Source organism: Gordonia sp. Z-3, from assembly GCF_036233855.1.
Taxonomy (GTDB): Bacteria; Actinomycetota; Actinomycetes; order Mycobacteriales; family Mycobacteriaceae; genus Gordonia; species Gordonia tangerina.
This window is the reverse complement of the sequence record NZ_JAZARS010000017.1, coordinates 18,268-43,935: the sequence shown is the minus strand read 5'-3', so window position 1 is coordinate 43,935 and position 25,668 is coordinate 18,268. Positions and strand designations below refer to the sequence as shown.

Sequence of the window (25,668 nt, the reverse complement as noted above, 5' to 3'; positions counted from 1 at the left end):
TTGGCGGTTGGGCTCAGAATTTTCCCTTCGCGATCTCCCGCAGCGCGTCCTTCTCCAACTCGGCATCGGCCAGCAGCCGCTTGAGCCGGCCGTTCTGCTCACGCAGCTCCTTGAGCTCCTTCGCGGCATCAGCGTCCATGCCGCCGTACTGGCGACGCCAGTTGTACAAGGTGGCTGCCGACACCTCCAGGTCAGCGGCGATCTCCTCACCGGTCTTGCCCTGCGCCGCCAACTCGTCAGCCCGGCGCAACTTGCGCACGATGTCCTCAGCCGAGTGACGCTTGCGTCCTGCCATGATCCTCATCGTCCCTTCTCTGCCCTCACCAGGGCAATCAGGACTCCAAAACAGACCGGACCGGATCACGGGGAACACGCCACCACGTTCGCAGCCCGGGTTCACGCACCGGTAGCGTGTCTTGTTCCATCGCAATAGAATTGGATCGTCACCGTAGCGGATATCGCGCGGCCGGGTGACCGCGTGATCTTTCACCGACGTCGAGATCGTCCGACAGCCCGGGCACCGCGCGGCGGCAGGATCGGCGGTCACCACATCGACCACCCGAGTCCCGTCCCACCGCGACACCGCGGCAACCTCGAGTCCTTCCAAACCCAACAACAACGACGACGTAGCATCGACCATGCCCCTGGTACTCCCTCACCGAAATCTTGAATGCTTCGCAACATCCAGATTTCCGGAGACCAGGGGCGCCGTACGTTCATCGACACGCCGGCCCGCTGACCAGGCACTGCCCGCTCAACCTCGAAGAGCCGTCAAAGTCGCGATGGCCGAATCCGCGTCTGCCAGCCAACCCGCGGACTCTTCGATGAGTGCGTTCCAGTCCACGCTCTCGCTCGGCGGTGGCTCGACGTCGATCTCGCGCGGCGCCGTGAGTGCGACGGCTCCGGGAACGTCGTCGACGACCGGCACGCGAATCACCGGATCGGGAGCCGTCCCGAGAACGACTTCCGCCGGCGGGATGAACGGATTGGTGTTGTATTCCTGTTCGCGAGTGTGGGCGATCCCGAGGGCAGCCGCTCGGTCCGTGCTCGTGTAGTCCCACGCCGCCTGTTTGAGGTTTACAGCCGTCCCTCGCAACGCCGGACCCAACGATTTCTGTCGTGAGGCCGTTGCGTCCAGCAGGCCGTCGATGGGCGATTTGAGGTTGCCCATCAACCCTTTGAACTCACCTGTCGACCCGGCATGGCCACTGACCATGTTGACTGTTCGCAGAACGTTCCTGTTCAAACCCAGGACATGATTCCCCAGCCCGCTGATCCATTCCGGATCAGCCTTCAGTACTTCCCGCAACCGTCCCGACCCCCCCGATCGTCACCCCGCACCCCCGTGCAGGTCGGATTCGACCGTATCAAGTGGGTCGGTTGACTCGGTTCGAGGTATCGGCGGCGTGAGCCGCTAGGGGAACGTCCCAGCCGCTGGCCTATCCTCGGTCCGACGAGTTGAGATGAACGAGGAACGACACCGATGAACTACGAGATGGCCATTGCCGCCTTCGGGATCGGCATCGTCATCGGCCTGACCGGTATGGGTGGCGGCGCACTGATGACCCCGACGTTGGTGCTGTTGTTCAACGTTCCCCCGCTGACCGCTGTCTCGAGCGACCTCGTTGTCAGTGCTGCCACCAAACCCGTCGGGACCGTGGTGCACATGCGCAACGGCACCATCCACTGGAAGATCGTGCTCTGGCTGGTCGTCGGGTCGGTGCCGGCCGCGTTCTGCGGAGCGCTGGTGATCGCCTGGGTGGGCCCGCTGGCCGGGGTCAGCGAATTCGTGAAGACCGCACTCGGCGTCGTCCTGCTGATCGCCGCGGCCGGACTCGTCGGCCGCGCCTACCTCACCCTCCGACAGAACATGACCGGCCAACCCTCGGCAGCCGCAGGCCCGTCCGGCAACGACATCGCCGTGCGCGTGGTGCCCACGGTGCTGGTCGGGGTGATCGGCGGACTCGTGGTGGGCCTGACCTCGGTCGGTTCGGGCTCCCTGGTGATCATCGCGCTGATGACCATGTACCCGCTGCTCACGGCTAACCGACTGGTCGGCACCGACCTCGCCCAAGCCGTCCCCCTGGTCATCGCGGCCGCCGCCGGCCACCTGCTGTTCGGCGACGTCGACTGGAGCGTGGTGGCACCGCTGCTGGTCGGCAGCATTCCCGGCGCCTACTTCGGGGCCCGACTGTCGTCACGGGCATCGGCCGGTCTGGTGCGTCGCGCGCTCGCGCTGGTGCTGCTGACCGCGGGACTGAAGATGCTGGGTGTCAGCAACCTGTTCACGCTCGTCGGGTTGGGCGTCGCGCTGGTCGGCGGGACCGTCGGGTGGATGCTCGTGCGGATGCGGTATGGGCTGAAGGCGACGAACTGGCAGGGGCGGAAGGCTGGGGTCGGCAGTTCGGACAGCCGCTGAATCTTTCGCTGCGCGTTCGGCGACCGAAGGTATTCGCCGTCGGGTGCCGCCTGTCGTTGCCGTGGGTGGCAGCGGCAGCACGACACACGGCGCCGCTTTTGCTCCGATCAACTCCGACCTCGCGGTGAGCCGGGGTGCGGTGGTCAACATCGCGGCTATCGACCGGGACGGGATAGCCGAACCTACACAAAACAGCACAAGATCCTGCGCGAATCTCGCCTACGCAGAGAGGGGTGGCGTCGTGATCGTCTGCGGCAACATCATGAGCGCGACCTACCGCCTCGTCACCGACTCGATGGACCCCTCCCACGGCGCCGAGGCTCGTGTGCTGATTCGCAACGGCAGCACATCCGGCGGAATTTTGATCGACATTCGCCTTGTCTGCGCTATCAGTCATGGTTGATCCGCCACCACCCCGAGACCTGTGGCCGGTCGATGATGTGCGACAACGCCCACGCAGTAGCGGAATCAGCGTATTTTTTTCGATCGGGTGCTACTGCCTCAGGAGAGGGATCAAATGAGTCAACCGTGGGCCACTGTCATCGCTGCTTTGATCGCGCTCGTTGCAGCGTCGATCGCATTCGCTGGTGTGCTGTATTCACAGCGCGTCACGAGAGCCACAACCAAGGCCCAGTTGCGGCACCAGCGGGCGGCGCTGTTGCGGCAAGAGCGACAATACTTGCATCAAATCGCCGAAAGTCGTCGCGAACGACGCTACAGCGAGGCTCTGGGTGCACTCTCCGACGCTGTCGAGCAACTCAGCACGCAAAGGAGGGCCACCATGCGGGTATTCGACGGCCACGCTGCGTCGGATACCGAGAAGGTGAAGCAATGGACGACAGAGATCAACGAGGCCATCCATCGTGGGAATTTGGCCAAGGCCCGTCTCCGTATCCTAGGTCTGCACAGTTCAGTTGAGTCTTATAACCGCGCCTCCGGAATCTTCCGAGCAGTTCGGAACTCGTCACCGCGCGACGATGCAAGACCACGAAGTGAAGCTGTGACGCGGGTGAGGGAGGCCATCCTCGACGCGTATGAAGTGTTCGCGATAGAGCTCAACACGATCTTCGATGGTCATGAGGGCCAGCTTGACCCGACTAACTCGATCGATCGCTCGCGCGCGCGTCTGCGGGGTAGCATCGACCTGGTAGCTAGCGAGGCTGGCGAAGCTGAAGAGATCGCCTGAAGGAGTCGGCGCTCGGGGTTCTCAGGCACAATTCCGAGCCCAGCGCGCAATAACCCTGACTACCCGACACTCGCCACCCACAGCCCCTCACCGGGCCGACCTCGACCGATACCAGCGGATCAACATGTCATAGATGACGAACTCCTGGCGTGCCGTGGGCATACGCATCAACCGGTTGAGGTGCATGTGCACCAGGCTGCCCGCCCAATCGGCCACGTTCGCCGGTCCGACGGCGTCATCGAGGTGCGTGCGAACCACCACCAGCGCGCGGCTACGTTGCTCGAAAGCCGCGGCCGGCTGGGCAGCATCGTCGAGAAGATGCTCGAGTACCGCGCGCTCCCGGCGGTAACGGGCCCCGCGCTGCTTGCGTAATGCCGCGCCGACTCCCAATCGGGTGGCGAGCCGGGCATGTGCGGCGGCGATGATCTCGTGCCGGTTCTGCATCGTCAGGCCCAGATCGGCGAGGAGCCGGTTCGCGCCGACGATGGCGAGATGCCACCGCGGGACGTCGTCGCTGCTCTCGGTCGCCAGGATCGTCATCGAGGCGGTGCTGACGGCGAAGGCATGCTCGGCGAGCAGCATCCCTGCAGCCCCGCCGTAGCGTTCCACTTCCCGCTCGTAGGTGTCGACCTGCACCCGCCACACCACGTCGGCGTGCTCGTTGCAGGCAGCGGTCAATACTGGCAGTGCGTCGCTGAGCAATCGGCTGCCGGCACCGTGCATGCGCAGCCGCACGTGCCACTCCGAGTCGCCGTACCGGACAAAGAACCACTGGTCGATCACGCCGCGGCGCAGTTGGTCGGCCACCACAGGTCGTAACACGTCGCGCAGCACGATGTCGGCGGGTCGCGGGACCGGTGTACAGCTTGACGTACAGCCAGTCGGAGCCGGGAAACATTCTGCGCGAAAACGACTTCGGCACCATCGCGGGCATGGGCTCGGTATCGATCGGTGCGGGGGTCGACGGTGCGATGCAGAGGTACGACGAGCTCGTGGAGGTAGCGTCCTTCGGGACCGAGGACCGGTGTCTCGGACTCGTCGAGGAAGGTCTCAACTATCGTCAGCTGTCGGTGTTTGCGGGCTAAGTCGGCGGCCACGTCGGCGAAGACAGGATTGGCCAGGTCCGCAGTGATCATCCGGTCAGCGCCGTCCCCAACTGCCACCCAGCACGGCAGATCACAGGCGCAGCGCAGCTCTTGCATCGCTGCCACCCCGCGCGACGCCGCAGGTGTCGCGGACGGCACGCAGGTCGCGGTCGGTGAGGTTCCAGCGGGCCCGCGACAGGATGCAGTCTCCCACCGACACCCGCGGCAGGAAAGGCACGTCGTCGAGCGCACCGGATCGCCCCACCAACGGAATCTCGTAGTCACGCAACACGGGTCGGGCCCAACATTGCCCACGCGCGGCTCGGGTAGGTCGACGATCTCGGCGAACACGGCGCAATGTAGGTGTCCGGGTCGCGGCTGTCGAGTTAGACGTCCTCCGCTTTAGGACGTACCTTAGTGCGGCCTCGACCGATCGCCGAGGGTCAGTCCGGCACCCGGCCAAGAGTCGCCACCGTGGCAGACGCGCCGCCGAAGCCCGCGACAACGGCCTCGCACCCCCAACCGAAGTACGCGAGGGGAGCCCACGCCAGCGGGTCAAGTGCCGACGTCGGGTCTCGCCGGAGCTTTGCAACGGCGTCATGGAGCGCCTCGATGATCAGCTGTCCGAGATGACCGTCGCTACGCTCGATAACGCTATAGACGGCCTCTGCGACCGGTACCGCGGACGAATCCCGCAACGGCATCGCGGCGGCGACGATATTCGGGTAGCCGGCTTGCATCACCGCACCCGCAACGTGCAGCGCTTCGTTGGGTAATGAGACGTCGCCTCGCGCAGAGTCGCAGGTGAGGAGGGTCGCCAAGCGTCCGTGCGGCACCTGAGAGTTGGCGAGATGCCCCAGGGTCAGAATCCCATCGGCGAGTCGGAAACCGGATGCGAACGCCTCACCGTCCCGAGTGACGCCGTGAGCGGTCACGTGCAGGATCGGGTGGTGCGGCAGGGCGTCCTGCACCGCCTGCACGGTCGCATCGCCATGCAGCAATTCGGTCATCGGGGTGTCGGACAGGAGCTCCTTGACTTTCGTGTACTCGTCGTCAGAATGCGCCAACGTATCCGTGTCTGCGTCTGTTGAAATGTAGAGCAGCCGCCTGGTCGGGGTGGAAACCTCACGGGCGGATGACTCGGCGATGGTTGGCAGATACGCCGAAAGAACGTGATCAGCGAGGCATTCGAACTGTCCGCGGTTGGGGAGTTCCAGCTGCCGGCGCTTCCTCGGGTAGATACCGGCGGCATGTATCGGCAATAGGGCGAAGTTGCCGAGCGAGGACCACCAGATGCGTCGACGCTGTGCGGAATCGTCGGCGGGTGTCGCGTCGAGTACGGGCTTCGCCACCGCATCCCAGATCCATCGAAGACAATCGAAGATGCGGTGCGAGACTGCGGTGTCGGTATTGCCGGCCGCGTTCGGCGCGTTCTCGTCCAACAGCAGTAATGCATCTCGCAGCATCGCCACCTGCTTCTCGAGTTCGTGTTCGGTGGCCAAGGGCAGCGCGATCGTTGTCGATCCACCTTCTCCGTCAAGCAGAAGGGCGGACGAGCTCTCCGGTCCGGGAATCAGCAAGACCAGTGTGCCGGGGAAACGAAGCTCTCTGTACACAGCGGGGTCGATGGCCGGAAGCTTGAACCCGTCGGCCGCACGGTGAGCCGCTCCACGTCGCCGTTCCCGGTTCTCGTGGCTGCTCATGACGGAAACAAGTTCTCGTAACGGCGAACTCTCGAATGCGTGCCCTCTATCAACGATCGACCGCGCGTGGACGGTTTGGCGCCACAATACCGATCGGACGCAGTCGGCCCATGCCAATGCATCCCAGGGGTGTCCGGTCCTGACAGCGTATGCGACCGCATCGGTCAACGCTTCCGCCATCTGGTCCAACAGCGTTTGACGGCTCTCCACGGTGAGTCCGATCCACGCCACCTCCGAAGCCAATTCGACTGCCTGACGGTATGCAGACATCACTTCGTCGACGTTGCCCTCGCCGAGCGCCTGCGCGGACCGCGCCCACAGAATTGTCTGCGGAAATCTGTCGATCGGGGTCATCAGGTCCAGCTGGGCCGCACGCCTCTGCACGTCGGCGATTTCGTGTAGCTCCGCCGCCTCCGGATCGAGATCTCGCAGGTGCCGCATTGCGCCAGCGAGGTTCGCCAGCGCCGGCAGAGCTCGTCCATCACGCTCTTGCGCTTCGTCGACCGCCGCACGAGACGCCACGATGGCTTCCAACAGGTCAGACTTCGCACCGCCCAAGTCCCCGTTGTGCAACTTCAGTTCGGACCGCTGCATGTGTATCTCGGCTAGATTCGCCAGGCGATGCGCCAGGCTGGGGTGATGCGCGGGCAGCACGTCGACCGCCTGCTCGAGCCGACTGATTGACTCGTTGTATCGCTCGACGGATTTCGATTTATCGCCCTGTACCGCCAGCGCCAAACCCAGGTTGGTCGCGAAGCCGGATTCGTCGGCGGGACGACCGACCACCCTCTGAAGTGCGCGGGCGAACAGCTGGATCGCTCGTTCGAGGTCCCCTATGTTCTCCGTGACCTCGTACCGCTCGATCAGCGCGTTGGCGAAGTTGGTGGCATAGCCGGGCCAGGCCGACGACTCTTCCGCGGTGTTGGTGACGCTCATCTCAGCCAATTCCAGAGCCTCGGTGAGATCGTTGTCGTCGTAAGAGGTCATGTAACGGTCGCGAAGAGCAAGCGCGAGGTCGTTCTGGCGCTCGGCGATACGCCGCGGCACAGGTTCGGGTGCCTCCAGAGCCTTGCGGTACAGGCGAATCGCTTCGTCGAGATCCGCTATCGTCGCGCGTTCGGTGTACCTGTCGCTGAGTACGACAGCGAGATTGGTCTGTCGCACGGCATGATTGGCGTTGTCCTCTGGAGTTAGGTCGAGCGACTCCTTCGCCATGGTGATGGCTAGATCCAGGTCAGTTCGATTTCCCTCCGCCATGAAGAGGTCACGGAACAGATTGCCGGCGGACCTGAGGGCCTCCGCCCGAACCGGGCCGGGCTCCGGGCAGAGTTCAAGCGCCCTCTGTACTTCGCGGACTCCTTCGCCGAGAAGACTCCTGTCGCCGAAGTGATCGGCGGCGTCACGCAAGGTCGAGGCCAGATTGATCAAGCCTTGAACCTTCTGCTCGGTCTCGAGATCGGGCAGGTCCGCTGCTTGTCGATGCATATCGATCGCTTCACGCACCAGGTCTTGGTTGTCTTGCGTCCAACCCAACTCGCTGGCGGTAGCCGCGTATGCCTGCAGGACGATATGGCGATCGTGGTGACCGTTCTCGGTCCGAGGTAGTGCTTCCGCCCGGAGGAGACGGAGCCCCTCGGCCATCAACTCCGGATTCGAGATCTCGCGGCCCCGGCGACGCAGCATGTCGACGAGATCTGCTGCGTAGCCGGGATACTCGACGTGTCCTGCGCCGAGCAATGCCAAAGCGTCATAAATCACCGTGATGGCTTCCGCGAGATGTTCGTCCTCGCTATCCTTCTCGTGCAATTTGTCCAGCGCGTACGCAAGGCCGAGGCGTGCATCCACCGCCACCTCTGCGTCGTCGACCTGCTCTGCGCTGGCCTGTCGGCCCAGCTCGACGGCCCGACGCAAGTCCTCAGCAGTCGCGCCCTGGCCGGTGTGAGCGGCAGCGAGGTCAGTCAGGGCCCCCGCGCGCACCTCTGCATCCACACCGCGATTTCGTGCTGCAGATTCCCACAGGGAGATGGCGCGCAGGCGTTCCTCGTCGCTCACTTCGTCTCTCGACATCAGGGCACGTGCCAGCCGTGCACGGCAAATGGCTCCGACAGACGTGATATCGAGATCACCACCGTCGAGCTCAATGGCCCATTCCAGAAGCTCCACATACTGTTCATAGTCGTCAGCAGCACTTGAACAACGCCACTGATCGAACACGATCAGAGCCAGATCGGCGACGACCCACGCGGGCGGCTCACCGTTGCGCTGCATCACCTCCAGCGAGCGGAAACCGCGGTGCAGCGCCTCCACAAGATCTGCGGGCTCACCGTCTTCCTGGTAGCGATCGTGAATACGGGACGCGACAAGCCATTGCAGTTCTGGCCAATCCTCGTCGGACTCGTCCAATCGATCGACCGCGTCACACACAGCGTCGAGAGGCAACTCCTCTGCCTCTTTGACAAAATCGCGGCTGTCACTACCGGTGTCGGGCACAAGAGAATGATACGAATAGTGCCGCCGGCGCGAGCGGATCCACACGAGGGGAAATTGTGTCTGACGAGCAGGACGAGCGCGGGGTGTCATCCCCCGACCTCACTCACACCGAGTGTCCCTTCGACGACATCGCGTCCGAAGAACTCGATCGGATCGCGAACGAATTCGTCGATCGGAAACTGATGCGAGCACGTGTTGTCGCCCGTAAACGCACGATGTCGATTCGCGTCGACGGCCCGTGCCCGCGGTGTCATGGCGGCATGTCGCAGACTTCAATTCTGGAGATACCCGCATCGTCGGTCCGCGGCGCAGCGTCGGCCACGACAGATGCGATTCGAGCCGATTTTCGGTGTGAATGCGGGAGATCTCACCCGGGAGCTCCAGCAGGCGAGGATGGGTGCGGCGCCAACTTCACGATCGAGGTCCATACGAGATGACGATCTTCGATACTGACCCATCCCGCGAGGATCCCAAGCCGACACGTGCCGACCAGAAGGCGTTCGAAGAGTTGGCGGCCACAGCTCACAGCCGAGCCGTCGCGGATGCGAAGACGTGGCGCAACGCCTACGGCATGCTCGCCGGCGGACTCGGCGCCCTACTCGGACTAATCGGCAGTCAGCTACACGCGGACACCCCCACCGGTTGGCGGATTGCTTTGTCGGTTCTGTTCGGCGGAGGGCTCGTCGCGATCGGAACCGCCCTAGCCATGGCGGTCACGATCGAAGGCGGCCTTCGGACCACCTCGTTGAACCTTCACGCGATTGTTCGTGACCACAACTCGCTACGGGCCTACCAGGTCGACCAGGCGGATGCCGCACACTCCCGTCTCGATTGGTCCAAACTCGTTGCAGCCGTGGGGGCGTTGCTTGGGATCGCCGGTCTTATCGTCACGCTGTGGCTCCCCGGTAAGGCCAGTGATACCACCCCCGCCTCCGTGCCTGCGACGTCGCAGACGAGTCCGACGGAAAGCAGCACCACGACGCCAGCACCACCAACGTCCGGCGATTGATTCGTGATTGCACAGCCCCTCACCTGTTGCGACACAGGCGCATCGGGCAGACGCAGTGATTTGCCTGTTCCGTCTGAATGCCGATTGATAGTCCAAACAGGGATAAGCTTCTGACCTTGCCGGTCGAGCCCGATCACCGGGCGTTCCGCCATCGGTCGTGTTGGTGCGCGCAGTTCGCAAATTGCGACCGAGCACTTGATGCGGATGGTCGAGTGCGTCCAGCCACCAGTTCACGACGATCCAAAACCCCCGAACAATGATCCGAGACCGGATAGACCGAAGGTACCCGCCGCGGGGGCATTCTCGGTGAGGTGAGGTGTACCCGAGGACGCGCCGAGCACGGTGACAACCTGCTTACCGTTGGCGAAACTGCTACATGCCCACCACGTCGAGTAGTTGCCGGCCGGGACCCCGGCCACCGTGAAGATCTCGGTAGTCTTCGGCGGAATCCTCTTGCGAGGCGTCGTGTATTTGACGCGACCGCTCAGGAAGGCCTCGCAACTTCGCACACTGTCCGTCAGATTCGTGATGCGAGAGACGATTGTGTTGTTGGTCGGAGAACTGATGGTCCCAGACGAGTACGGAGCGGCAGCTGCCGGAGATACCGCCACAGCCACAGCCGCGCCAACTGAGCACATTCCGATTCCGAAGCGAGTCAATGTTCGCATTGCATACCACCTTGAGCGATTTATGTTGCAGCCCAAAGTATTTCAAATGCATCATCTCGAATCCATGGTTCCGCCTGAAGTTCGTCCTAACCGATGACGGCGTCGCGCGGGGCCGCATGGTCACGCCGGGTGAAACCTGCGACGGCATCGGCTTTAGACACACGAATCCTTTGCGCGGCAACACCACTGATATCTTGCCAGGCTGTTTGTCGCCATACACTGTGCTCAGTCTCGTTCCGTTACAAAGCCTCCGAGTCGTACGTGCCCCGATAGTGGGCCACACCCCAACGGCCTTATCCGCATCGTGGTCGCTTGGGGGAGCACACGACGTGGGTCCCCCTGCGTGGCCAGACGGCATGGCTGTCAGTCGATAGCTACCCCCAATACTTGGTTGACGAATCGAGCCCAGCAGGGGTGCTCACCAGTTTAGCGAAACAGTGATCATGATCGAAACCGCCTGTTCTGCAACCAGTTGTTGGCGGCATCGGGTCCCGGGAAGGTGACCGCGACGGTCACACACCACCCGCGGTAGCTGAACACGTTGCACTCGTCGCTGTACAGAAGCCCCACGACTTCGAGGTCCGGGTTGCCGGACAGTCGGCGATCGCGTTGTTGGGACGGACGAGTTGGTGCCGGTTGCCGTCAAGCCAGATGTAGGTGTAGTTGTTCGCGGCCAGTGATGTCGTCGGCGCGATCAGTTGTGCCTTGACGCTGGTTCTCGGTTAGGAACCAACCGCTGTGCTAGATGATGCTGCGCGACCGCGATGTGTTGTGGGGCAACGTCTGCATATGTGTGCAGTTGGAGATCAGTTGCGCCTTGCGGGTATCACCGCAATACGGCGTCCACAGCGTGGTGATCGGGTTCTCGTTGGACCGTTTGAAGTCATCGGTGTACAGCGCGCCGGTCCACGGGTTGTCCAGGATCAGATTGGTGCCCCGGTACACCCTTGCCGATCTCCTGCGTGCCACAAAACTCCCTGACGACCTGCTGTGTGCCTATGACCATGTCGCCGTCTCAGCTATGAAGTTCCTTCCTCCCAGTCGAGAAACTTCACATCGGTGAGCGAGAACGGTCGTTGCACGTCTATTTCGATTGGTTGGTCGGGCTTCTCGCGATTCGCGAGGTAAAACTTGCGAAGGGCGTTCTCGTTCTGAGCGTAAACTGTCGTTGTCAAGACGATTGTTGCCCCGTCAGGACTGGCAGCGGCAAGCCAATCTCTGCTGTTTGAAGGCGAAATGGGCACTCCGGTATTCCATCCCGATTCTGCTAGTGTGCGAGATTCGCCGCCTGTGCTCCCTGAACACCTGGCCGGAGAGTTGATACTAACGTGTGTCCTTGCCACTGCGTCTGCCTGCGACGGACTCGCTTCGCGGTACAGATATGTTGTGTCGTTGACAACCCACAGTCCTCCACATGCCTTGTACAACGGCTCGGTACCTGCTCCGGCCCCAGTTCTGGGATTCCCGTTCCCGGTGTACTCATCCACCATCGGAGCAATAGACTCCGGAAAGTACGGATCAGCACTTCTTCTCACGACTGTGTTCGTATACACGTCGTAGAAGACATATTCACCGGCCCGAACATCGGCGAAGGTCCTCAGGCCGTCTTCGGTCCAAGGTGCATCTCCGTAGTCCTCGTAACATGGGGTTGCCTCAAATTCTCCGATGTCTGTCGGGGTCAGCAAGTATGTGATGTTCACATACTTCTCCAACTTCAAGTCGTAGTACCCGACAATGCAACCCGAAGGAAGATCGACCGGGAGACGGCCCCCCTCCCTTCTTACGGCTTCACTGTGCGCCCAAATCTTCGTGTAGTCGGAGTTGAACTTCAATCTGCTCCACTGTTCGTCGAACTGACTCCGCAGTCCTTGCGAGGGATCGACACATTCCGACTCACTGTATTGTTGGATGTCGACGACTTCCCCCGTAGAGGGGTTTAATTTTACGATGCCCGTATCAACTACGTTGGTGTTGGTGGTCTTATCGCAGTACCAAACGATGGGCCCGCTGAACGTAGTGGAAGACGGAGTAGTCGTAGTAGACGGCGTATGGAAGGTGTACATTGTCGACGCAGCCTCGCTCTCGACTCTGGGCGTCGACTCCTGGCCTCCACAACCCGCCAACAGTATTCCTATGATGGCGAACATGCCAACTATTTTCTTCACGACTCATCCGTCCCAGGATTCTAAGAGATTGGACTGTCTGTTGTAGAGGTCTACAATGCCTCCCTGCGTTGGGGCGCCGATCACCAACAGAATCCCTCGGACATACCCTGTCGCATAAAAGTCCGGCGCGCTAGCGCTTGAGACGGTTAGGTCATCCGTGAACCCGAACGCGCCAGACGGCAACCCCGAAATCTGGGCAGCAAGAATGCCGTCAGAGCAGTTGGTCACGAATCGCTGCATATCAATGCTTCTTGTGACATGGAACATCTCGATCTTCATCATGATGCGGTTCCCGTTGAGGTCGTCCCCATAGAGCCGTGATCCGGCCTCCTGGTCTAAGGCCTTCTCGTCCTCGTCGCACCATCCAGGCACCTCGCTGCTGCCGGAACCGTGGTCTTCCGGGGCAAGATCACGGGGTGCGGTGATCCGAAAGGTTCCGCCGGGCAACGGCGGGAACTCCGACTGCGGAAGGATCATCTCCTCTGTGAGGTATGGGATGTCCGGCTTCGATGAAGACGGGGACGACAACGAGAGCGACGATGTGCATCCACTGATCAGCACGCACGCGATGACAACCATCATCACGCGGGCGATCATTTCACTTCTCCCAGCATGCTATCCACTTCCCCTGCCCCTTGATCTACCGATGGGCGATGTCATATTCAGTCCTTGTAGAGGAAGTTTGTGTTGGCCCCTTCGCCCTCGGTCCTATACACATGGACAGAAAAGGTCGGGTTCCCTTTGAACGCCAAACTCCATGTGTCATTTCCAGCATCTACACACTTTCTCCCATACTCTACCTTTGTATAGATGAGATACGAAGAAGCTTTCGAATGCAGCGTGCTAATAACGTCCCCCGTACACGACCCCCACGAGAGTGTAGCGTCAAAGTCACTCACGCTATTGTCTCTTACGACTAGTTTGACCTCGTTACCGCTTCTATCCGAACCTCGCCATCGATACGTCCCCTCTGATACGTACTTGAATACAGAGCCGCCCGCTTCTGCCGTCGCTGCCCGATCGCTATCGCTGTAGGAATAGTCGTCGTCAAGACTGTCGAACAAGCCGTCTGTCTGCCTCTTCACCTCGATCCAACTGATCAACCAGACCACGAACCCGATGATCAGGACTAGGGCGATGAGGGTACCGACACCTGCGATGATCCAGAGAACGATCTTGTTGGAATCGGCCGGTGGCTTTTGCGGCGGAAGTGGCGGCGGGACCGGCTCGAAGTTTGGTGTTTCACTCATGTCTATCGCCATGCCCCTGCCCGCGTCTTCCCAGATTTGGGATACCACTCAGACCAATAGCCATTGGCACACGGATTCCATGCGGCTGCTCGCTCCACCCAGAAGGCTAGTGCTCTGCAGGCATCGCGCGATGGACCAGGAGCCATTGTGGCCGGAAGGGCACGAACACACGGCTTGTCAGCCTGGCTACCGTTCTGGCGAAACTCAGTCTTGCTGATCTTCATCCAGAAGTGGTCGCCATCCCTGCCACCTTGAGCGGCATCAGCGACACCTGTACCTGCCACCAGAAGGCAAGCCGTCACACCGCTCACCAACACACCCTTGGTAGCTTTCCTATTCATGCCACACTTCCCTTTCATCATTTGGCAATGCGGTTATCCCCCCTTCAACTCCACAAAGCTCCTTTACAGATGGATGTTGACTCGGTGTTCGAGTTCTTCGTGACGATGGCGTCGTACGGCGCTTGGGTCCCGTACCACTGCATGCTCACCGGGGTGCCGTCGTATTCGGTGTAATCACACGGCCCACACCAGCGCCGCCTGTTGGCATCGACATACGCTTTCACCGATTGCTGAGTCGGGATCAGAGACGCGGAATTCGGATACTGATGGCACCTCACGGTTTATCTACGCCATGACAATCCGTGGGCGGGCTCACCACGACGTGGTCCCCCGCTTGGCCAGTCGGCATGGCTGTCAGTCGATAGCTACCCCCAATACTTGGTCGACGCATCGGGGCCAGCAGTGGTGCTCACCAGCTTGGCGAAACAGTGATCAGGATCGAAACCCTCTGTTCGGCACCAATTGTTGGCGGCGTCCGGGCCCGGGAAGGTGACCGCAGCGACGGTCACCCACCACCCGCGGTAGCTGAACACATTCCACTCGTCGCTGTACAAAAGCCGCGCATCCTTGAACCTCAGACGTAGCGCCAGGAACTCCTCGAGAATGGCCTGACTGTCCCACGTGCGTCCGTCGGCGACCAGTCCGGGTCGCTTGGAGCTGAGTTGGGCGACCCAGCGGTTGTTCAGATTCGCGAGGATGAAGGCACGATCGGAATCGGCCTGCAGACGCAACGCGTCGATACTCGTCGCCGACGGGTCTGCACCGTCCGGTAACAACGGACCGGTGGCAGCCACCGGTGACGCGTCCCTTCCCACATCCCGCACCGACAAGCGAGGCGCAACACCGGATGTCACACCTGGGTCGCATTCGACGAGGAAGCGAGTTGTACTGGCATCACCGTTCGGCGACAGCGTGTCCGGGAGGCGAAAGAACGTACCTGGCGGATAGGTCAGCACAATCGTCGTCGCCGACCCGGCGCCCTCGGGTGGCGGCACCACCACCGGAACCGGCGCGAGGTCGAACGTTCCGGAGGCAACGAGGTGCCCACCATCGGTGATGCTGATCCGGGTGCGCGGCCCGTAGAGGACATCGCCGCCCGAGCATTGCGCGGTGACAGTCATCTCGACGTCCAGTCCGTTCGGCGAGGTCCGAAACGATTGTGGCGTGAAGATCGGCGGTGTTCCGCACGGGGTCACATACTGATCGCCTCCGACTGCCCCGCCCGGGCCTGCCGATTCCGACCGCGGCGTGCCCGGCACGACCGCCGTTCCTCCTGTTGCCGCGAATCCGGTGATGGTGGTAGCGGTTACCGTCACCAGGTGATCGCCGGCGGCAAAGGTGAGCACCGGCCCATGCTCGCCGTCACCGACTCTCGATGCGTTGCCGATCGCGGCCGGCGAGCGCACCCACACCGGCGCGCCGGTGGCCAGGTCCACGGCGGCCAGCCCGCCATCTGGTGTTGTTGCGATGATGCGTTCGCCATCGGTGACCGCAAAGCCCGACGACCGGTAGCTGTCCGAAATCGGTGATCGCCAGAGTTCTGCACCGGTGTCGGCAGACAGGGCGACGAGGTCGCCGGCCTGCAGATCGACGACGATCAGTTCCCTGTTATCGCCGAGCACCGCCGCGCCGAACCGCTCGCCGGAGGCACTGTCGGTTGTCCACAGTGACCGCCCGTCGGTCAGATCGACATAGTCTGTGTCGACCAGAACACGGTTCTGCTGCTCGGGCACGGCCACCTGTGGGACCACCACGGAGCCACCGGGCGTGTCATAGACCGTTCCGTCCGGGCATACCACCGTCACCGTGCGGTTGGTCACCACCTCGTTCGACACCTGACCGGTCACCAGACCGAGTGCGCCATCGGGCAGTCGAGCGATGGTCCAGGACGCCGCCCTGTTGAGTAGTACTCGCCCGTCGTCGGCGGAGATGACGACTCCGTACACCGACGCGCTCGCGACGAGGTCGGCGGTCGCGGTGAACGTGGAGGCGTCGCCGCTGCCCGGAAATCGCTCAGGCAACACCACCGATCGCTGCCACTCCAATCCCTCGGGAGTCACCTTGTAGAACGTGGTGGTGCGGTCTGTGGACGAGTAGGAGTGCAGGAAGGCCGCCGAACCGTTGTAGGCGATGTCATGGGAGGACTGCGAGATCGGCAGCGAGACAGTCGCTGTCAGATTTCCCGTGCGGGTGTCGATGAAGTAGACGTCCGAATCACCACGGCACGCAATGCTGTGATCAACGATCGTGTCCGAACAGCCGCGCACGGTGCGATCGAGTCGCCACGTCGTGCCGGTCGAGGCGTCGACACCGACGACCCGGTGCGAGGGGCCGAGTGTGGTGAAGGGACCGCCCACAATGGTCACGATCGTCTGGCCGTCGGTGACCGCTCCGAGGGCACCGTACTGGCCCTCGGACGCCAGGCCCGACACGAACTGGTCGCCGCCCGCTTGCTCCGCGGTGACCGTCCACGACGGGTTCGGCGCCGTCGGGAACGAACGGGTCAGCTGTCCGGCCAGCAACGAATCGTCTGCGGGCGACGAACGGTGAGTGAACCACACCAGGCTGAGCGCGCCAAGGGCGATCACCAGCAGGAACACCAGACCCCCGACCAGCCACGGTAGGCGCGACGAACGTTGTCGGGGCGGTGGCGGCGGCGGGCCGAGCGACCACGTCATCGGCGGTAGGCCAGGCGGTGGTAGCCCGCCCGTCGGGATGTGTGATCCCGGCATCATCTGCTGGGGCGGCGGGTAGCCGAAGCCGGGCGCCGCCGGGGGTTGCGGCGCTGTCGGAGAAGCACTCGTGGCCGCCTCGGGCGGCTGTTCGTCGTCCGGGCGCCCGCGTGGGCCATCCGATGCCGGCGGAGGCCCAGGAAACGACTCCGCCACTACTCCAGTAAAGACCTCGGCGGTCACTTCGCGCGTCGTGCATCTGGTCGAATATTTCGGACTGCTCTTCGCACTGCGATCGATCGAGTTGTGAACACCCGTGTTCGCTTGCCGCCCAATGTGATAGTTGATGAGACAAACAAAGTAGCGGACAACGAGATTTCGCGCCCCTTCGGCACCGGAGTATGAGTAAGGGTCGCGGAAACTCGGGTCCGCCACGGCCAGCCGGACTCAAACGAGCATCAGGTAGGTTCTTCTCGGTCGAAGCGCTGGCCATCTACGCACCGCCTTTCGCGAACCGACGCCGGGTAACTGCGAGTTTCGTAGCGACTCACCAGGTCACGGATCGACACGACCTGAGGCCGGGTCAGTCCGCTGCATCGCATCGCGGACGTCCTCAAATCTCAGCTTGCGGCGCGTTGGCATGGAAAGACCGCCAATCCGACACCAACCTGGCAGTGGCATGACGTTCCGCGGAACGTCGTGCGCTCAACAACGCTTGGGACGTCCTCATCGGCGACTCTTGCCGGGGACCTTTCCGGCCACTTCGCCTGCCGACGAACTCGACGGCGAATGCCTTGGTCGGATGGGGCCACAGCAGCCCCACGGTCGAGGTCGGGGTGCCGGTCACCCGACGGTGCTGCAGATCCGTGCAACCCCAACCTCGACCGGAGTATGCAGGTGAATTTTCCGGCAAAGGTCGGCTCACGGCTAACCGACTGGTCGGCACCGACCTCGCCCAAGCCGTCCCCTTGGTCATCGCGGCCGCCGCCGGCCACCTGCTGTTCGGCGACGTCGACTGGAGTGTGGTGCTACCGCTGCTGGTCGGCAGCATTCCCGGCGCCTATTTCGGTGCCCGACTGTCGTCACGGGCATCGGCCGGACTTGTGCGCCGCGCGCTCGCGCTGGTGCTGCTGACCGCGGGACTGAAGATGCTGGGTGTCAGCAACCTGTTCACGCTCGTCGGGTTGGGGGTCGCGCTCGTTGGTGGGACCGTCGGGTGGATGCTGGTACGCACCCGCTACGGGCTCAAGGCAACGAATTGGCAGGATCGGCGGGTTACCGTCCGCAGCCAGGGTCCGCCTGACTGAGCTGGTGCTTTCTCGCTGGTCACAGCATTGTCGGTCACGAGTCTCGGCGTCTGTCGTATGGGCGAATCGAAAATCAACTATCGTTGAGGTTCAGGCTTTCGCGACCGGCCCCTTCTCTCCCGATCGGGACCGGACGAAAGCCTCCTGGGCGCCCCGCCGGACCGACCCCCGACTGGTCCGGTGGGGCTCTCTTATTTCCCGCGCTTTTCAGCCCGGATCGGGTGCCGCCGCGTCACTGCCGGCGTCTGTCTTCCATGATTTCGAGTGTTCGCCGGTTGGCGACGGCGTGGTCACCGCGGAACATGCCGATCGGGGCCGCGAGGATGTGGTCCGCACCGGATTCGGTCAGCCCGAGGAGTTCGGCCAGCGACGCTCGCGCGTCGCGTTCGCTGTCCGCGCCGGCGATGGCGGCCATGACCCGGTCCGGCTGAGACTGTGCGGCGACCAGCGCCCGCAGGGCCTCGATGCGCTCGGTCTCGTCGTCTTCGTCGCTGCGATGGTTCCTTCGGGCCGGACGCTCATCGTGAACCGGCCCGTCCCATCCGAACAGCGAGTCGGCCAGCGTCTCGGGCGCGCTCAGTCCGTCGACGGTGAGGGCCACTGTTCCGTCGGGTGTCGCCAACCGGATCAGCACGCCCGTGGCGTCGTCGAAGGTCATCTCGATCGGATCGCGCTTCGGGGCCCGCAGCCGGATCGACCAGGCGGCACGTCCGTCGATGGTGCGCTGTTCGGCATCGCCGTCCACGGCCATCGACGTGCTCATTTTGTGGAGCAACGATTCGCGGCCGAGGAGATCGAGCGGGCTGAACCGGGCACCGAGCATCGGCAGGCGGATGTCGCCGTCGAGTCGGCGCATGCGGCCGTCGACCCGCTCCACCGCAGTGGCGCCGGACGCGATGTACACGGGTTGGCCCTCGTGTTCCACGCGCCATTTGCCGCCGGGGGCGTGCTGGAAGTCGACACGTGAGACCTCGTTCTTCCCGATGACGGTGAGTGTTCCGCTGAGGCATATCGCTTCTGCGGCAGCGTTGCGGCCGGCCAACTCGATCCACGACGGTGTCCCCATGGGGTCAGGGTAGATCGGTGGTGTGAGTTCTCACGTGAACCGGCCTCGATGAATATTCGATTCCCCGATCGCAATTCCAGCCCTACGGTGAACGGATGTCGTCAACAGGAACCGTCGAGACCTGGCATCAGGAATTGGGTTGGGGTGTCATCGTTTCGGCGGATACGTCGGGCGGGACGTCGGCGGCCTCGTGCTCGTTGAGAGTGGGGGCCGTCGCCGATCCGACCGAACCCGGAGAGATGGGCTTGCGCCCGGGCACCATCGTAGAGTTCGAGTGGTCGGCCGTCGCCCCGCCGGAGAACGGCTGCGACTATGTCGCGGGGGCGGTGTGGCCGGCCGGGACGACTCGGCAAGAGCGGCCGCAGGCGCCGTTCACGACGTGGCTGTGGCGCAGCGTCGGCGATCCCGGACCGGACGGCTTGACGACGATGCGGGAGTCCGTCATCGATGACTTCGACGTGCCGCGAACCGAGCCGCCTGCCCTGCCGACAACCACCGGCACCGTGCACACCTGGCGGGGTGGACGGATAGCACTTTCGGGCGATCAACGTACGTACCGCGCCGAACGAGGATGAGTCAGTAGCGAAGGAGCGACGATGACCGTATACGCATATCGTGAACGATCCCCAGCCGACTGGCTGTTCGGTCAGGATGAGGACTGGGCCGATCTGGCCGTTCTCGCTCCGGTCAACTACGAGCGGTATGCGCGTCTGCGCTTCATCCCCGACCCCGAGTTCCTCGGCCAGCGCGAAAGTGACGCCAACATTCCCGATCGCGGCGGACCTGATCCGTCGGAAATCTGGCAGATGGGTGTCGCGGTAACGCATCTCGCGCGTCACACAGCTACTCCTGACGACTGCTTCTACCTGATCTGGGTGGGCTGGCCTGAGGTGGCCGCGCTAAGCACCGGACTGGGCGCCGCCGCGATCGACCTCGCGGACGACCGCGGCTCTGTTATTCGTTCCTACTACCTGTACCGCGGCGACACCGACCTGATCGGATGGGACGACGACGACGGCGAAGGACTCGGATCACGGCTTCCCGTGCCGGCGTTCGTGTGGCCGGCCGACCGGGCGTGGTGCATGGTCCGCGACGTCGATCCGCACTTCGCCAGCATCGGGGCATCGTCGGCGGGAATCACTGATCTGCTTGATGATTCGCGCATCGATGTGGTCGAGGACGAGTATGACCGTGAGCCGCCGTGGTATGCGTGAGCGTGGCAGCGCACGCATCACGCGTTGACAGCACTGCTACCGTGATGTGGTGACTCGACCGAAAGGCGCATGAGCGCCGCGTGTTTTGGGCGGACGACGTTTCGCCCCTCCGAAGTGTTCTTCAGTGCCGGCTATGTCTGGGTGCTTGATGCCGCCCATCCGGTTGCCGCGCTGTTCGATCCCGCTACCCAAGAGTTCGTCCGGCTGGTGTCGTGGGCGGAGATGGCGTCGGATCTGCGGCCACACTCTCGTCGTCGGATCGAAGTAGACGACCAGGGATTCTGGATTCAGTACGCACCCGACGAACCATTGGGACGCATCGGTCCAGACGGGCTGATATTCGCGACCTACACCCGCGGCGCGGAACTCATCTGCTGTGGCATCGACGGCGCGTGGCTGCAACCCCCAGAACCCAAACGGCGCGACATCTCCCCTACGCCTGACCGTCCCCCGCGGCGAGAACCGAAATCGGCACTGCTGCATGTTGACCGGAGCGGCTCGATGTCCACGATCCCCGTCGACGGCATCGTCTTTCACGCGCACGCCGAGGAAGGCATGTTGTTCGTGTCCGTACACCATGAGCCATGGACTCGCGAACTCGTTGACTACGGAGATACACCACCGACCCCCGGTGGCGACCGCTATCGGGTGGTGTGGGCGAATTCGGGGTTGTCGGTGAGGCTGGACGCGCCACACCCCGAAGCCCTTGTGCGTCCCGATGACATCGCGACAACCTGGTCCAAAGACACGAGCTACACCCAGGACTATGCCGACGAGACCTACAACGAGGCGCACCTCCGCAAACGCGCAGTCGGGCATGGCGTGCGGTGGCGCTGGGGCCGCCACACACCAGGCAAGGAGCGCACGATCGTGCGCGCATACGCAGACACGGAAACTGACCCCGAGCTGTTGTGGACGAATGAGATTGACGATCGCTGGGTCATGCGCGGTGCCGCAGAGCACCACCGCGCTTGGTTGTTGACCCAAGGGTCCACTTGTTCAGGTGGGCGAACCCGGCTCGAGGTGTGGGACGCAGATTCGCAGTCGGTCTCAACGATGTCAGCGATCGACAACCTTGACGTCTCTGCACACCGTTGGCCGCTCCGACCGAAGCCCGTCGACCACGACTCGTATGCGCAGTGGTGCGTGACCTTCTTCGACGGAACACGGTTCGCCGACCAGGTGTCTGATGTACGCGCGGAGTTGGTCGGAGACTGGCCCGACGGAGTCGTCAAACTCACCTACCGGCACATCGCTTATCCGGGACTCCTCATCCACTCCCGGGTCGGCATCTACGACGCGCTCGGGCGCAAACGACAAGAGCCGTTCGGCTGGAGGCTCACCGAGCTACTCGAACAGGCAGGCACCCATGCCTATCCATCCGCGTCACTGGCCGTCGACGGCGTGTTGTACGTATGAATGCCATACCTTGTAACAATCGTCTGATGATGCGTTACACCCTCGACCACGGGACTCCGTTGCCACCGGGGTGGAGTTGCCTGCCGCGGACGGAAGAGGATCGGGCGTGGGAGTTGTTCATCGATCGATTCACGTCATTCCGTCCGAGTGTCGACCCGAAAGAGTGGCCGGCCGTGGTTGATCCGACTCCGTCGGTGACCTTCGATCTGTCTGTCCCGGAGAACTCGCCCGGTGTGTGGAGCGCGCAGTTCGACGCGATCAACGCCGAAGCGCAGCGTTGTTTCGTGAGCGCGTTCGACGATCCCGAATGGATCGTGCTCGACTGGCAGCACCGTGGGTATCGGCTCGATGCCAGGGTGCATGCCGACACCTTCGACACCGAGTGGCCAGTCACGGTGTACCCCAACGGTGACTACTACATCTTCACCCGTCCGGATTTCAGCACCGGAACGTTCGGGCACCCGTGGGAGAAGACGCTGTGCGTGTTCGGCAACGAGTTGGTCCACACGCTGGGACGGACACTGGCGCCATGGCTGCCGCGGAAGCGCGTGAACGGCAACGAGGTTTCGGAGGAGGCGCATGATGGGGCACTGTGACGCTCCGGTCGTCACGCGATCCACTGCCGGTAAGTCATGAACGTGCTACTCGCCGAAGCTGGACTATCCGAATGCGCCAGAGACGCGGCGTGTAGCGCAGATTTCAGCGGACCGTTCCCCATCGGCATTGCGTTGCTCATCCTGCTTCCCGTGTGGTTCACGCTGTCGATGTTTGCGTCAGTCGACGTCATCAGCCGACACATCGGCTTTCGACGCAGCGTGATCGGGCTTGGCGTCGTGTGGATCATTCCGATCGTGGGTGTGGTCGTGTGGCATTCAAGTCGTCGCGCCGCGCTGCAGGACCATCGCGAAATGACTTGAGCGAGATTCTCGAGGCTCGACTGCGCGGCGCTGTCGCCCGCGGTAGTCGGGGCGGAGTCAAGGGCGGTATCGTCTGCGAGGAGTCCTAACCGCGGTCGGACGGAGCCTCATACTCGGCACTGCGACTACCCCGCCTAACGAGTAGCGTCGCCGACGAATCGGTACCAGCCCCCGCCCAGGTCAGACAGTACGAAGAAACTGTAGTAGTTTGGCACGTTCTGTGGAGAGTAGACCCAACCAGCCACACGGGTTGTAGAGTCGGCTTTATAGAAATAGATGGCTTCATCTGATCTTTGAAGGGCCGAGCGAATATCCAAGTTTCCGATCCGAACCGGGCCAAGTGATGAACCCGGATTGTCCTCTACCTGGTGCGCTAGCCGATCAAAAGTGGCGCGATTATCGAAGAATCGCGACGGGCCTGGGACGAAAGCCAATATCGCAGCAGCGATCACCACAACGGGAGCAAAGGCGATCCACCATGACCATGCGCGCGTCGTCCATAGACACAACGCTGTTCGCGTTAGCCATATCGTCCCGGCAAGAATAAGCAAGATTCCCGAAACAAACAGAAGTACAACCTTGTGCTCGTTAGTCATGTTGGTGCCGAAGGGCCACCAGTTGTACCGCACACAGAGCAGAACGAGCGACGCGGTCAACGCGAGTATTGCAGCAACCAAACCGGGCGGACGGCTACGCCACCCCGTTCGCCCCGTACTCGCTTCGCGGTCGGAACCGTTCAGGTTCCGAAATCGGCGAGTTTTGGCCATCTTGTCTAACCGGATGCGGTGGACCCCCACTACGACAATGAGTTCATGGCTGCGACGTCCATTCACAGCGTACAGGGACCTGGTCTGATCGCGAGGTCTGTCCCGGTCACGTGCACGAGTGCGACAATCGCCCAATGCGCCGTCCTCCCGCCAACGAAATAGCCGCCGACGTCTCGATAACTGGGTTGCTGAATCGGTCCTCGGATTTCGTGCTGATATTGAGCTCAACTCGCGCTTACTCATCGAGTGTCATGTTCGAACTCGAAGCATTCTGCCGGCAGGGCGACGTCGCAATATCGACGCACGGGTTTGGACGCCCCGAGACCAGCGGCTCTACGAGTGCGCCACCCCTGATTGGCTTCGAATGGGCAGATGGCGCCTACTCCTCCAACTTGCCGCTGGACAATGCCGGCGGACTCCACTATCTCAGTGGCGGTGGTGGTCCACAGCACGCGCGGTTCGCACTCTTCCTTGACCATCTACCGCCGCCTGGCCTCTTTCACGTCGTAACTGCATGGCCGTACTTCGACCTCGCCGAACGCCAAGTAGAGTTCGACGCAAGCGATATCATTGATGCTGCCGACGAAGTCCAGATACTCTGGGACACGACCACTCCGGAACCCACTCCGCGAACCCGTGACGAACGCGAATCAAACCGGCAGAGAGCGGTCCTCGAAATTCCCAGAGGAGGCTGGTTCGCCGATCATTTTGACCACACTGCCCCAGTCCCTCGGAACGATGCGCAGGGCAACACCTTGACGTTTCAAATCGAGAACGACACTGGCGAACGACTCGACAACGAGCTACGGCGCGGATGGAGAATCGCACAAGACGGCGATCTTTCATAGACGCGCATAGCATCGCCACCGCATCGCCGTATTGCGTGTGGTCCTTCGCAAGTAGGCAGTCTCCTACTTCTCGTACCTGTCGCGGTTCAGCAGACGTACCAGGGCGAACGCTGCCGCGCCACAGACAACGCATGCCGCCAACGATTTGAGGAACACCGACCAGAAAGACTCGCTTGCGGCGGCGCCTGCGACCGGCAGGATTGCGGTCAGGACAAACCACGCCGACAAAGCCTGCCGCTCAGATTTGCTCATGCGCGGTGCATCGGAAGTCGGCCGGGGAAGCACAGGTCCTGGGTTTCGAGTTCTTCGACGAACCCACGGTCTCGGTCAGTCCTGGTGCAACTCATATCGGAAGCCTATCCCGGCGCAAACGGTTGCTGCACATACCGAAGCGAAACCAGAACCTGTTATACTTTCACATTCCTGATAACGATGCTGGCACGAAGGTCATCACCGCTTCGGTCACCAGCGGAAGTGAGAGGGGCCAGCACTATCGCTATCACCGTGGAAGACACGTTGGCGGCCGTGAGCCTTCTCCTCAACGCCGAGTCGTGTTCACGAGTGTCCGGAACCGCCGAGTACAGGTCGTGGGGGAAGGAGGACCTCGCGGGTCCGCCGAAACGTACGAATCTTGTGGATTTCGTCGTAGACCACGAGCTCGGTACTTGGTCGGAGCGTGACGTCAAGTCTCGCGACCGTAGGCGCTATTCCAGGGAAACGGGACAAGAGCTGGTCGACGACAACGGGCAATTGATCCCCCCGAAACCGCCTTCCGGGTTTAACCACTGGCCGCTCCTCATCAAGCTGATGAGACCAACCAGGTTCGCGATCTGGGGGCGGCCCGGAGACGACTGGCGGATGACAGGCGCCGAGTCCACCGAGTACGGCCTTCTTGTGCACTTTGATCGCAGCGAATCCTCAGCGACGGCAGAGTTGTTCATTGATGCCCACTTCTCGTTGCCCACTCGCTGGACCCAGGTCAACGTCGTCGGACCCAAGCGCGGAGCGAAACGAGAGGTAGAGATCATAGCCATCCATGTTCCGGACACCTGGAAGCGAAAGATGGGCATGGACATGTCAGTAGAGGGTGAGGACCGGTCCTTCGTAATCGGCGACTATCAGTGGTAGCGCAGGCAACATTC

26 protein-coding genes and 2 pseudogenes are annotated in these 25,668 nt (G+C 62.4%); 13 read left to right on the top strand and 15 right to left on the bottom strand.

The window, feature by feature from the left end:
• Window positions 1-13: 13 nt before the first annotated feature.
• The 3 genes and pseudogenes from VX037_RS18725 to VX037_RS18720 all read right to left on the bottom strand — a co-directional run bounded on the left by VX037_RS18725 (window position 14) and on the right by VX037_RS18720 (window position 1,216).
• Complete coding sequence (locus tag VX037_RS18725; RefSeq protein ID WP_328715341.1) at window positions 14-295, bottom strand: transposase; 282 nt, start codon at window positions 293-295, stop codon at window positions 14-16.
• 117 nt (window positions 296-412) lie between these two features.
• Window positions 413-640, bottom strand: a pseudogene (locus tag VX037_RS23745) (ISL3 family transposase); the annotation flags it as partial.
• Window positions 641-754: 114 nt separating this feature from the next.
• The gene (locus VX037_RS18720; protein ID WP_328715339.1) at window positions 755-1,216 is read right to left on the bottom strand and encodes a hypothetical protein; all 462 of its coding nucleotides are present in this window, start codon (window positions 1,214-1,216) and stop codon (window positions 755-757) included.
• A gap of 267 nt (window positions 1,217-1,483) precedes the next feature.
• On the opposite strand from VX037_RS18720, the gene VX037_RS18715 reads away from it, so the two are divergent.
• The 3 genes from VX037_RS18715 to VX037_RS18705 all read left to right on the top strand — a co-directional run bounded on the left by VX037_RS18715 (window position 1,484) and on the right by VX037_RS18705 (window position 3,605).
• Window positions 1,484-2,419 (top strand): sulfite exporter TauE/SafE family protein, encoded by a 936-nt coding sequence (locus VX037_RS18715; protein ID WP_328715337.1) that lies wholly within the window; start codon window positions 1,484-1,486, stop codon window positions 2,417-2,419.
• A 43-nt stretch (window positions 2,420-2,462) separates the two neighbouring features.
• Entirely contained in the window at window positions 2,463-2,822 is a 360-nt protein-coding gene (locus VX037_RS18710) for a hypothetical protein (RefSeq protein WP_328715335.1), read from the top strand.
• 114 nt (window positions 2,823-2,936) lie between these two features.
• Complete coding sequence (locus VX037_RS18705) at window positions 2,937-3,605, top strand: hypothetical protein (RefSeq protein WP_328715333.1); 669 nt, start codon at window positions 2,937-2,939, stop codon at window positions 3,603-3,605.
• Window positions 3,606-3,692: 87 nt separating this feature from the next.
• Here the strand turns inward: VX037_RS18705 and VX037_RS18700 are convergent, their stop codons facing one another.
• A complete protein-coding gene (locus tag VX037_RS18700; protein ID WP_328715453.1) occupies window positions 3,693-4,442 on the bottom strand; it encodes a thiopeptide-type bacteriocin biosynthesis protein in 750 nt (249 codons plus the stop codon).
• Between the two features lie 29 nt (window positions 4,443-4,471).
• Here VX037_RS18700 and VX037_RS18695 point away from each other — a divergent pair, with 29 nt between their 5' ends.
• The gene (locus VX037_RS18695; RefSeq protein ID WP_328715331.1) at window positions 4,472-4,690 is read left to right on the top strand and encodes a hypothetical protein; all 219 of its coding nucleotides are present in this window, start codon (window positions 4,472-4,474) and stop codon (window positions 4,688-4,690) included.
• 91 nt (window positions 4,691-4,781) lie between these two features.
• On the opposite strand, the gene VX037_RS18690 is transcribed toward VX037_RS18695, so the two are convergent.
• Both VX037_RS18690 and VX037_RS18685 read right to left on the bottom strand, forming a co-directional pair.
• Window positions 4,782-4,982 carry a lantibiotic dehydratase gene (locus VX037_RS18690; RefSeq protein ID WP_328715329.1) on the bottom strand — a complete coding sequence of 67 codons (201 nt, stop codon included), beginning with the start codon at window positions 4,980-4,982 and terminating at the stop codon, window positions 4,782-4,784.
• Window positions 4,983-5,133: 151 nt separating this feature from the next.
• Window positions 5,134-8,883 (bottom strand): CHAT domain-containing protein, encoded by a 3,750-nt coding sequence (locus tag VX037_RS18685; RefSeq protein WP_328715327.1) that lies wholly within the window; start codon window positions 8,881-8,883, stop codon window positions 5,134-5,136.
• A 433-nt stretch (window positions 8,884-9,316) separates the two neighbouring features.
• Between VX037_RS18685 and VX037_RS18680 the strand changes: the two genes are divergently transcribed.
• Window positions 9,317-9,892: a hypothetical protein gene (locus VX037_RS18680; RefSeq protein ID WP_328715325.1), complete on the top strand. Its 576-nt coding sequence runs from the start codon at window positions 9,317-9,319 to the stop codon at window positions 9,890-9,892.
• Window positions 9,893-10,934: 1,042 nt separating this feature from the next.
• Here VX037_RS18680 and VX037_RS23740 read toward each other — a convergent pair.
• From VX037_RS23740 to VX037_RS18655, 7 genes and pseudogenes are all read right to left on the bottom strand, one after another.
• Window positions 10,935-11,130 (bottom strand): annotated as a pseudogene (locus tag VX037_RS23740) (hypothetical protein); the annotation flags it as partial.
• 171 nt (window positions 11,131-11,301) lie between these two features.
• On the bottom strand, window positions 11,302-11,505 hold the full coding sequence (locus VX037_RS18675; RefSeq protein WP_328715323.1) for a hypothetical protein: 204 nt from the start codon (window positions 11,503-11,505) through the stop codon (window positions 11,302-11,304).
• Window positions 11,506-11,579: 74 nt separating this feature from the next.
• Window positions 11,580-12,725 (bottom strand): hypothetical protein, encoded by a 1,146-nt coding sequence (locus VX037_RS18670; RefSeq protein ID WP_328715321.1) that lies wholly within the window; start codon window positions 12,723-12,725, stop codon window positions 11,580-11,582.
• Window positions 12,726-12,728: 3 nt separating this feature from the next.
• A complete protein-coding gene (locus VX037_RS18665; RefSeq protein ID WP_328715319.1) occupies window positions 12,729-13,322 on the bottom strand; it encodes a hypothetical protein in 594 nt (197 codons plus the stop codon).
• Window positions 13,323-13,387: 65 nt separating this feature from the next.
• On the bottom strand, window positions 13,388-13,975 hold the full coding sequence (locus VX037_RS18660; RefSeq protein WP_328715317.1) for a hypothetical protein: 588 nt from the start codon (window positions 13,973-13,975) through the stop codon (window positions 13,388-13,390).
• 385 nt (window positions 13,976-14,360) lie between these two features.
• Window positions 14,361-14,459, bottom strand: a complete 99-nt coding sequence (locus VX037_RS23735; protein WP_442903708.1) for a phage upper tail fiber protein — start codon at window positions 14,457-14,459, stop codon at window positions 14,361-14,363.
• Window positions 14,460-14,681: 222 nt separating this feature from the next.
• Complete coding sequence (locus VX037_RS18655; protein WP_328715314.1) at window positions 14,682-16,994, bottom strand: outer membrane protein assembly factor BamB family protein; 2,313 nt, start codon at window positions 16,992-16,994, stop codon at window positions 14,682-14,684.
• Between the two features lie 860 nt (window positions 16,995-17,854).
• Between VX037_RS18655 and VX037_RS18650 the strand changes: the two genes are divergently transcribed.
• On the top strand, window positions 17,855-18,295 hold the full coding sequence (locus VX037_RS18650) for a sulfite exporter TauE/SafE family protein (protein WP_328715312.1): 441 nt from the start codon (window positions 17,855-17,857) through the stop codon (window positions 18,293-18,295).
• 232 nt (window positions 18,296-18,527) lie between these two features.
• Here VX037_RS18650 and VX037_RS18645 read toward each other — a convergent pair whose 3' ends face one another.
• Window positions 18,528-19,361: a hypothetical protein gene (locus VX037_RS18645; protein WP_328715309.1), complete on the bottom strand. Its 834-nt coding sequence runs from the start codon at window positions 19,359-19,361 to the stop codon at window positions 18,528-18,530.
• Window positions 19,362-19,456: 95 nt separating this feature from the next.
• On the opposite strand from VX037_RS18645, the gene VX037_RS18640 reads away from it, so the two are divergent.
• The 6 genes from VX037_RS18640 (at window position 19,457) to VX037_RS18615 (ending at window position 24,526) form a co-directional block, all read left to right on the top strand.
• Window positions 19,457-19,936, top strand: a complete 480-nt coding sequence (locus tag VX037_RS18640) for a hypothetical protein (RefSeq protein ID WP_328715307.1) — start codon at window positions 19,457-19,459, stop codon at window positions 19,934-19,936.
• 21 nt (window positions 19,937-19,957) lie between these two features.
• Window positions 19,958-20,575, top strand: coding sequence for a hypothetical protein (locus VX037_RS18635; protein ID WP_328715306.1), 618 nt, complete (start codon window positions 19,958-19,960; stop codon window positions 20,573-20,575).
• A gap of 69 nt (window positions 20,576-20,644) precedes the next feature.
• Entirely contained in the window at window positions 20,645-21,994 is a 1,350-nt protein-coding gene (locus tag VX037_RS18630) for a hypothetical protein (protein WP_328715304.1), read from the top strand.
• 26 nt (window positions 21,995-22,020) lie between these two features.
• On the top strand, window positions 22,021-22,590 hold the full coding sequence (locus VX037_RS18625; protein ID WP_328715302.1) for a DUF2716 domain-containing protein: 570 nt from the start codon (window positions 22,021-22,023) through the stop codon (window positions 22,588-22,590).
• A 36-nt stretch (window positions 22,591-22,626) separates the two neighbouring features.
• Window positions 22,627-22,911 carry a hypothetical protein gene (locus VX037_RS18620; protein WP_328715300.1) on the top strand — a complete coding sequence of 95 codons (285 nt, stop codon included), beginning with the start codon at window positions 22,627-22,629 and terminating at the stop codon, window positions 22,909-22,911.
• A 1,018-nt stretch (window positions 22,912-23,929) separates the two neighbouring features.
• The gene (locus VX037_RS18615; protein ID WP_328715298.1) at window positions 23,930-24,526 is read left to right on the top strand and encodes a hypothetical protein; all 597 of its coding nucleotides are present in this window, start codon (window positions 23,930-23,932) and stop codon (window positions 24,524-24,526) included.
• 63 nt (window positions 24,527-24,589) lie between these two features.
• Here VX037_RS18615 and VX037_RS18610 read toward each other — a convergent pair whose 3' ends face one another.
• Window positions 24,590-24,778, bottom strand: coding sequence for a hypothetical protein (locus VX037_RS18610; RefSeq protein ID WP_328715296.1), 189 nt, complete (start codon window positions 24,776-24,778; stop codon window positions 24,590-24,592).
• 252 nt (window positions 24,779-25,030) lie between these two features.
• On the opposite strand from VX037_RS18610, the gene VX037_RS18605 reads away from it, so the two are divergent.
• Window positions 25,031-25,654 (top strand): hypothetical protein, encoded by a 624-nt coding sequence (locus VX037_RS18605; RefSeq protein ID WP_328715294.1) that lies wholly within the window; start codon window positions 25,031-25,033, stop codon window positions 25,652-25,654.
• Window positions 25,655-25,668: the final 14 nt, after the last annotated feature.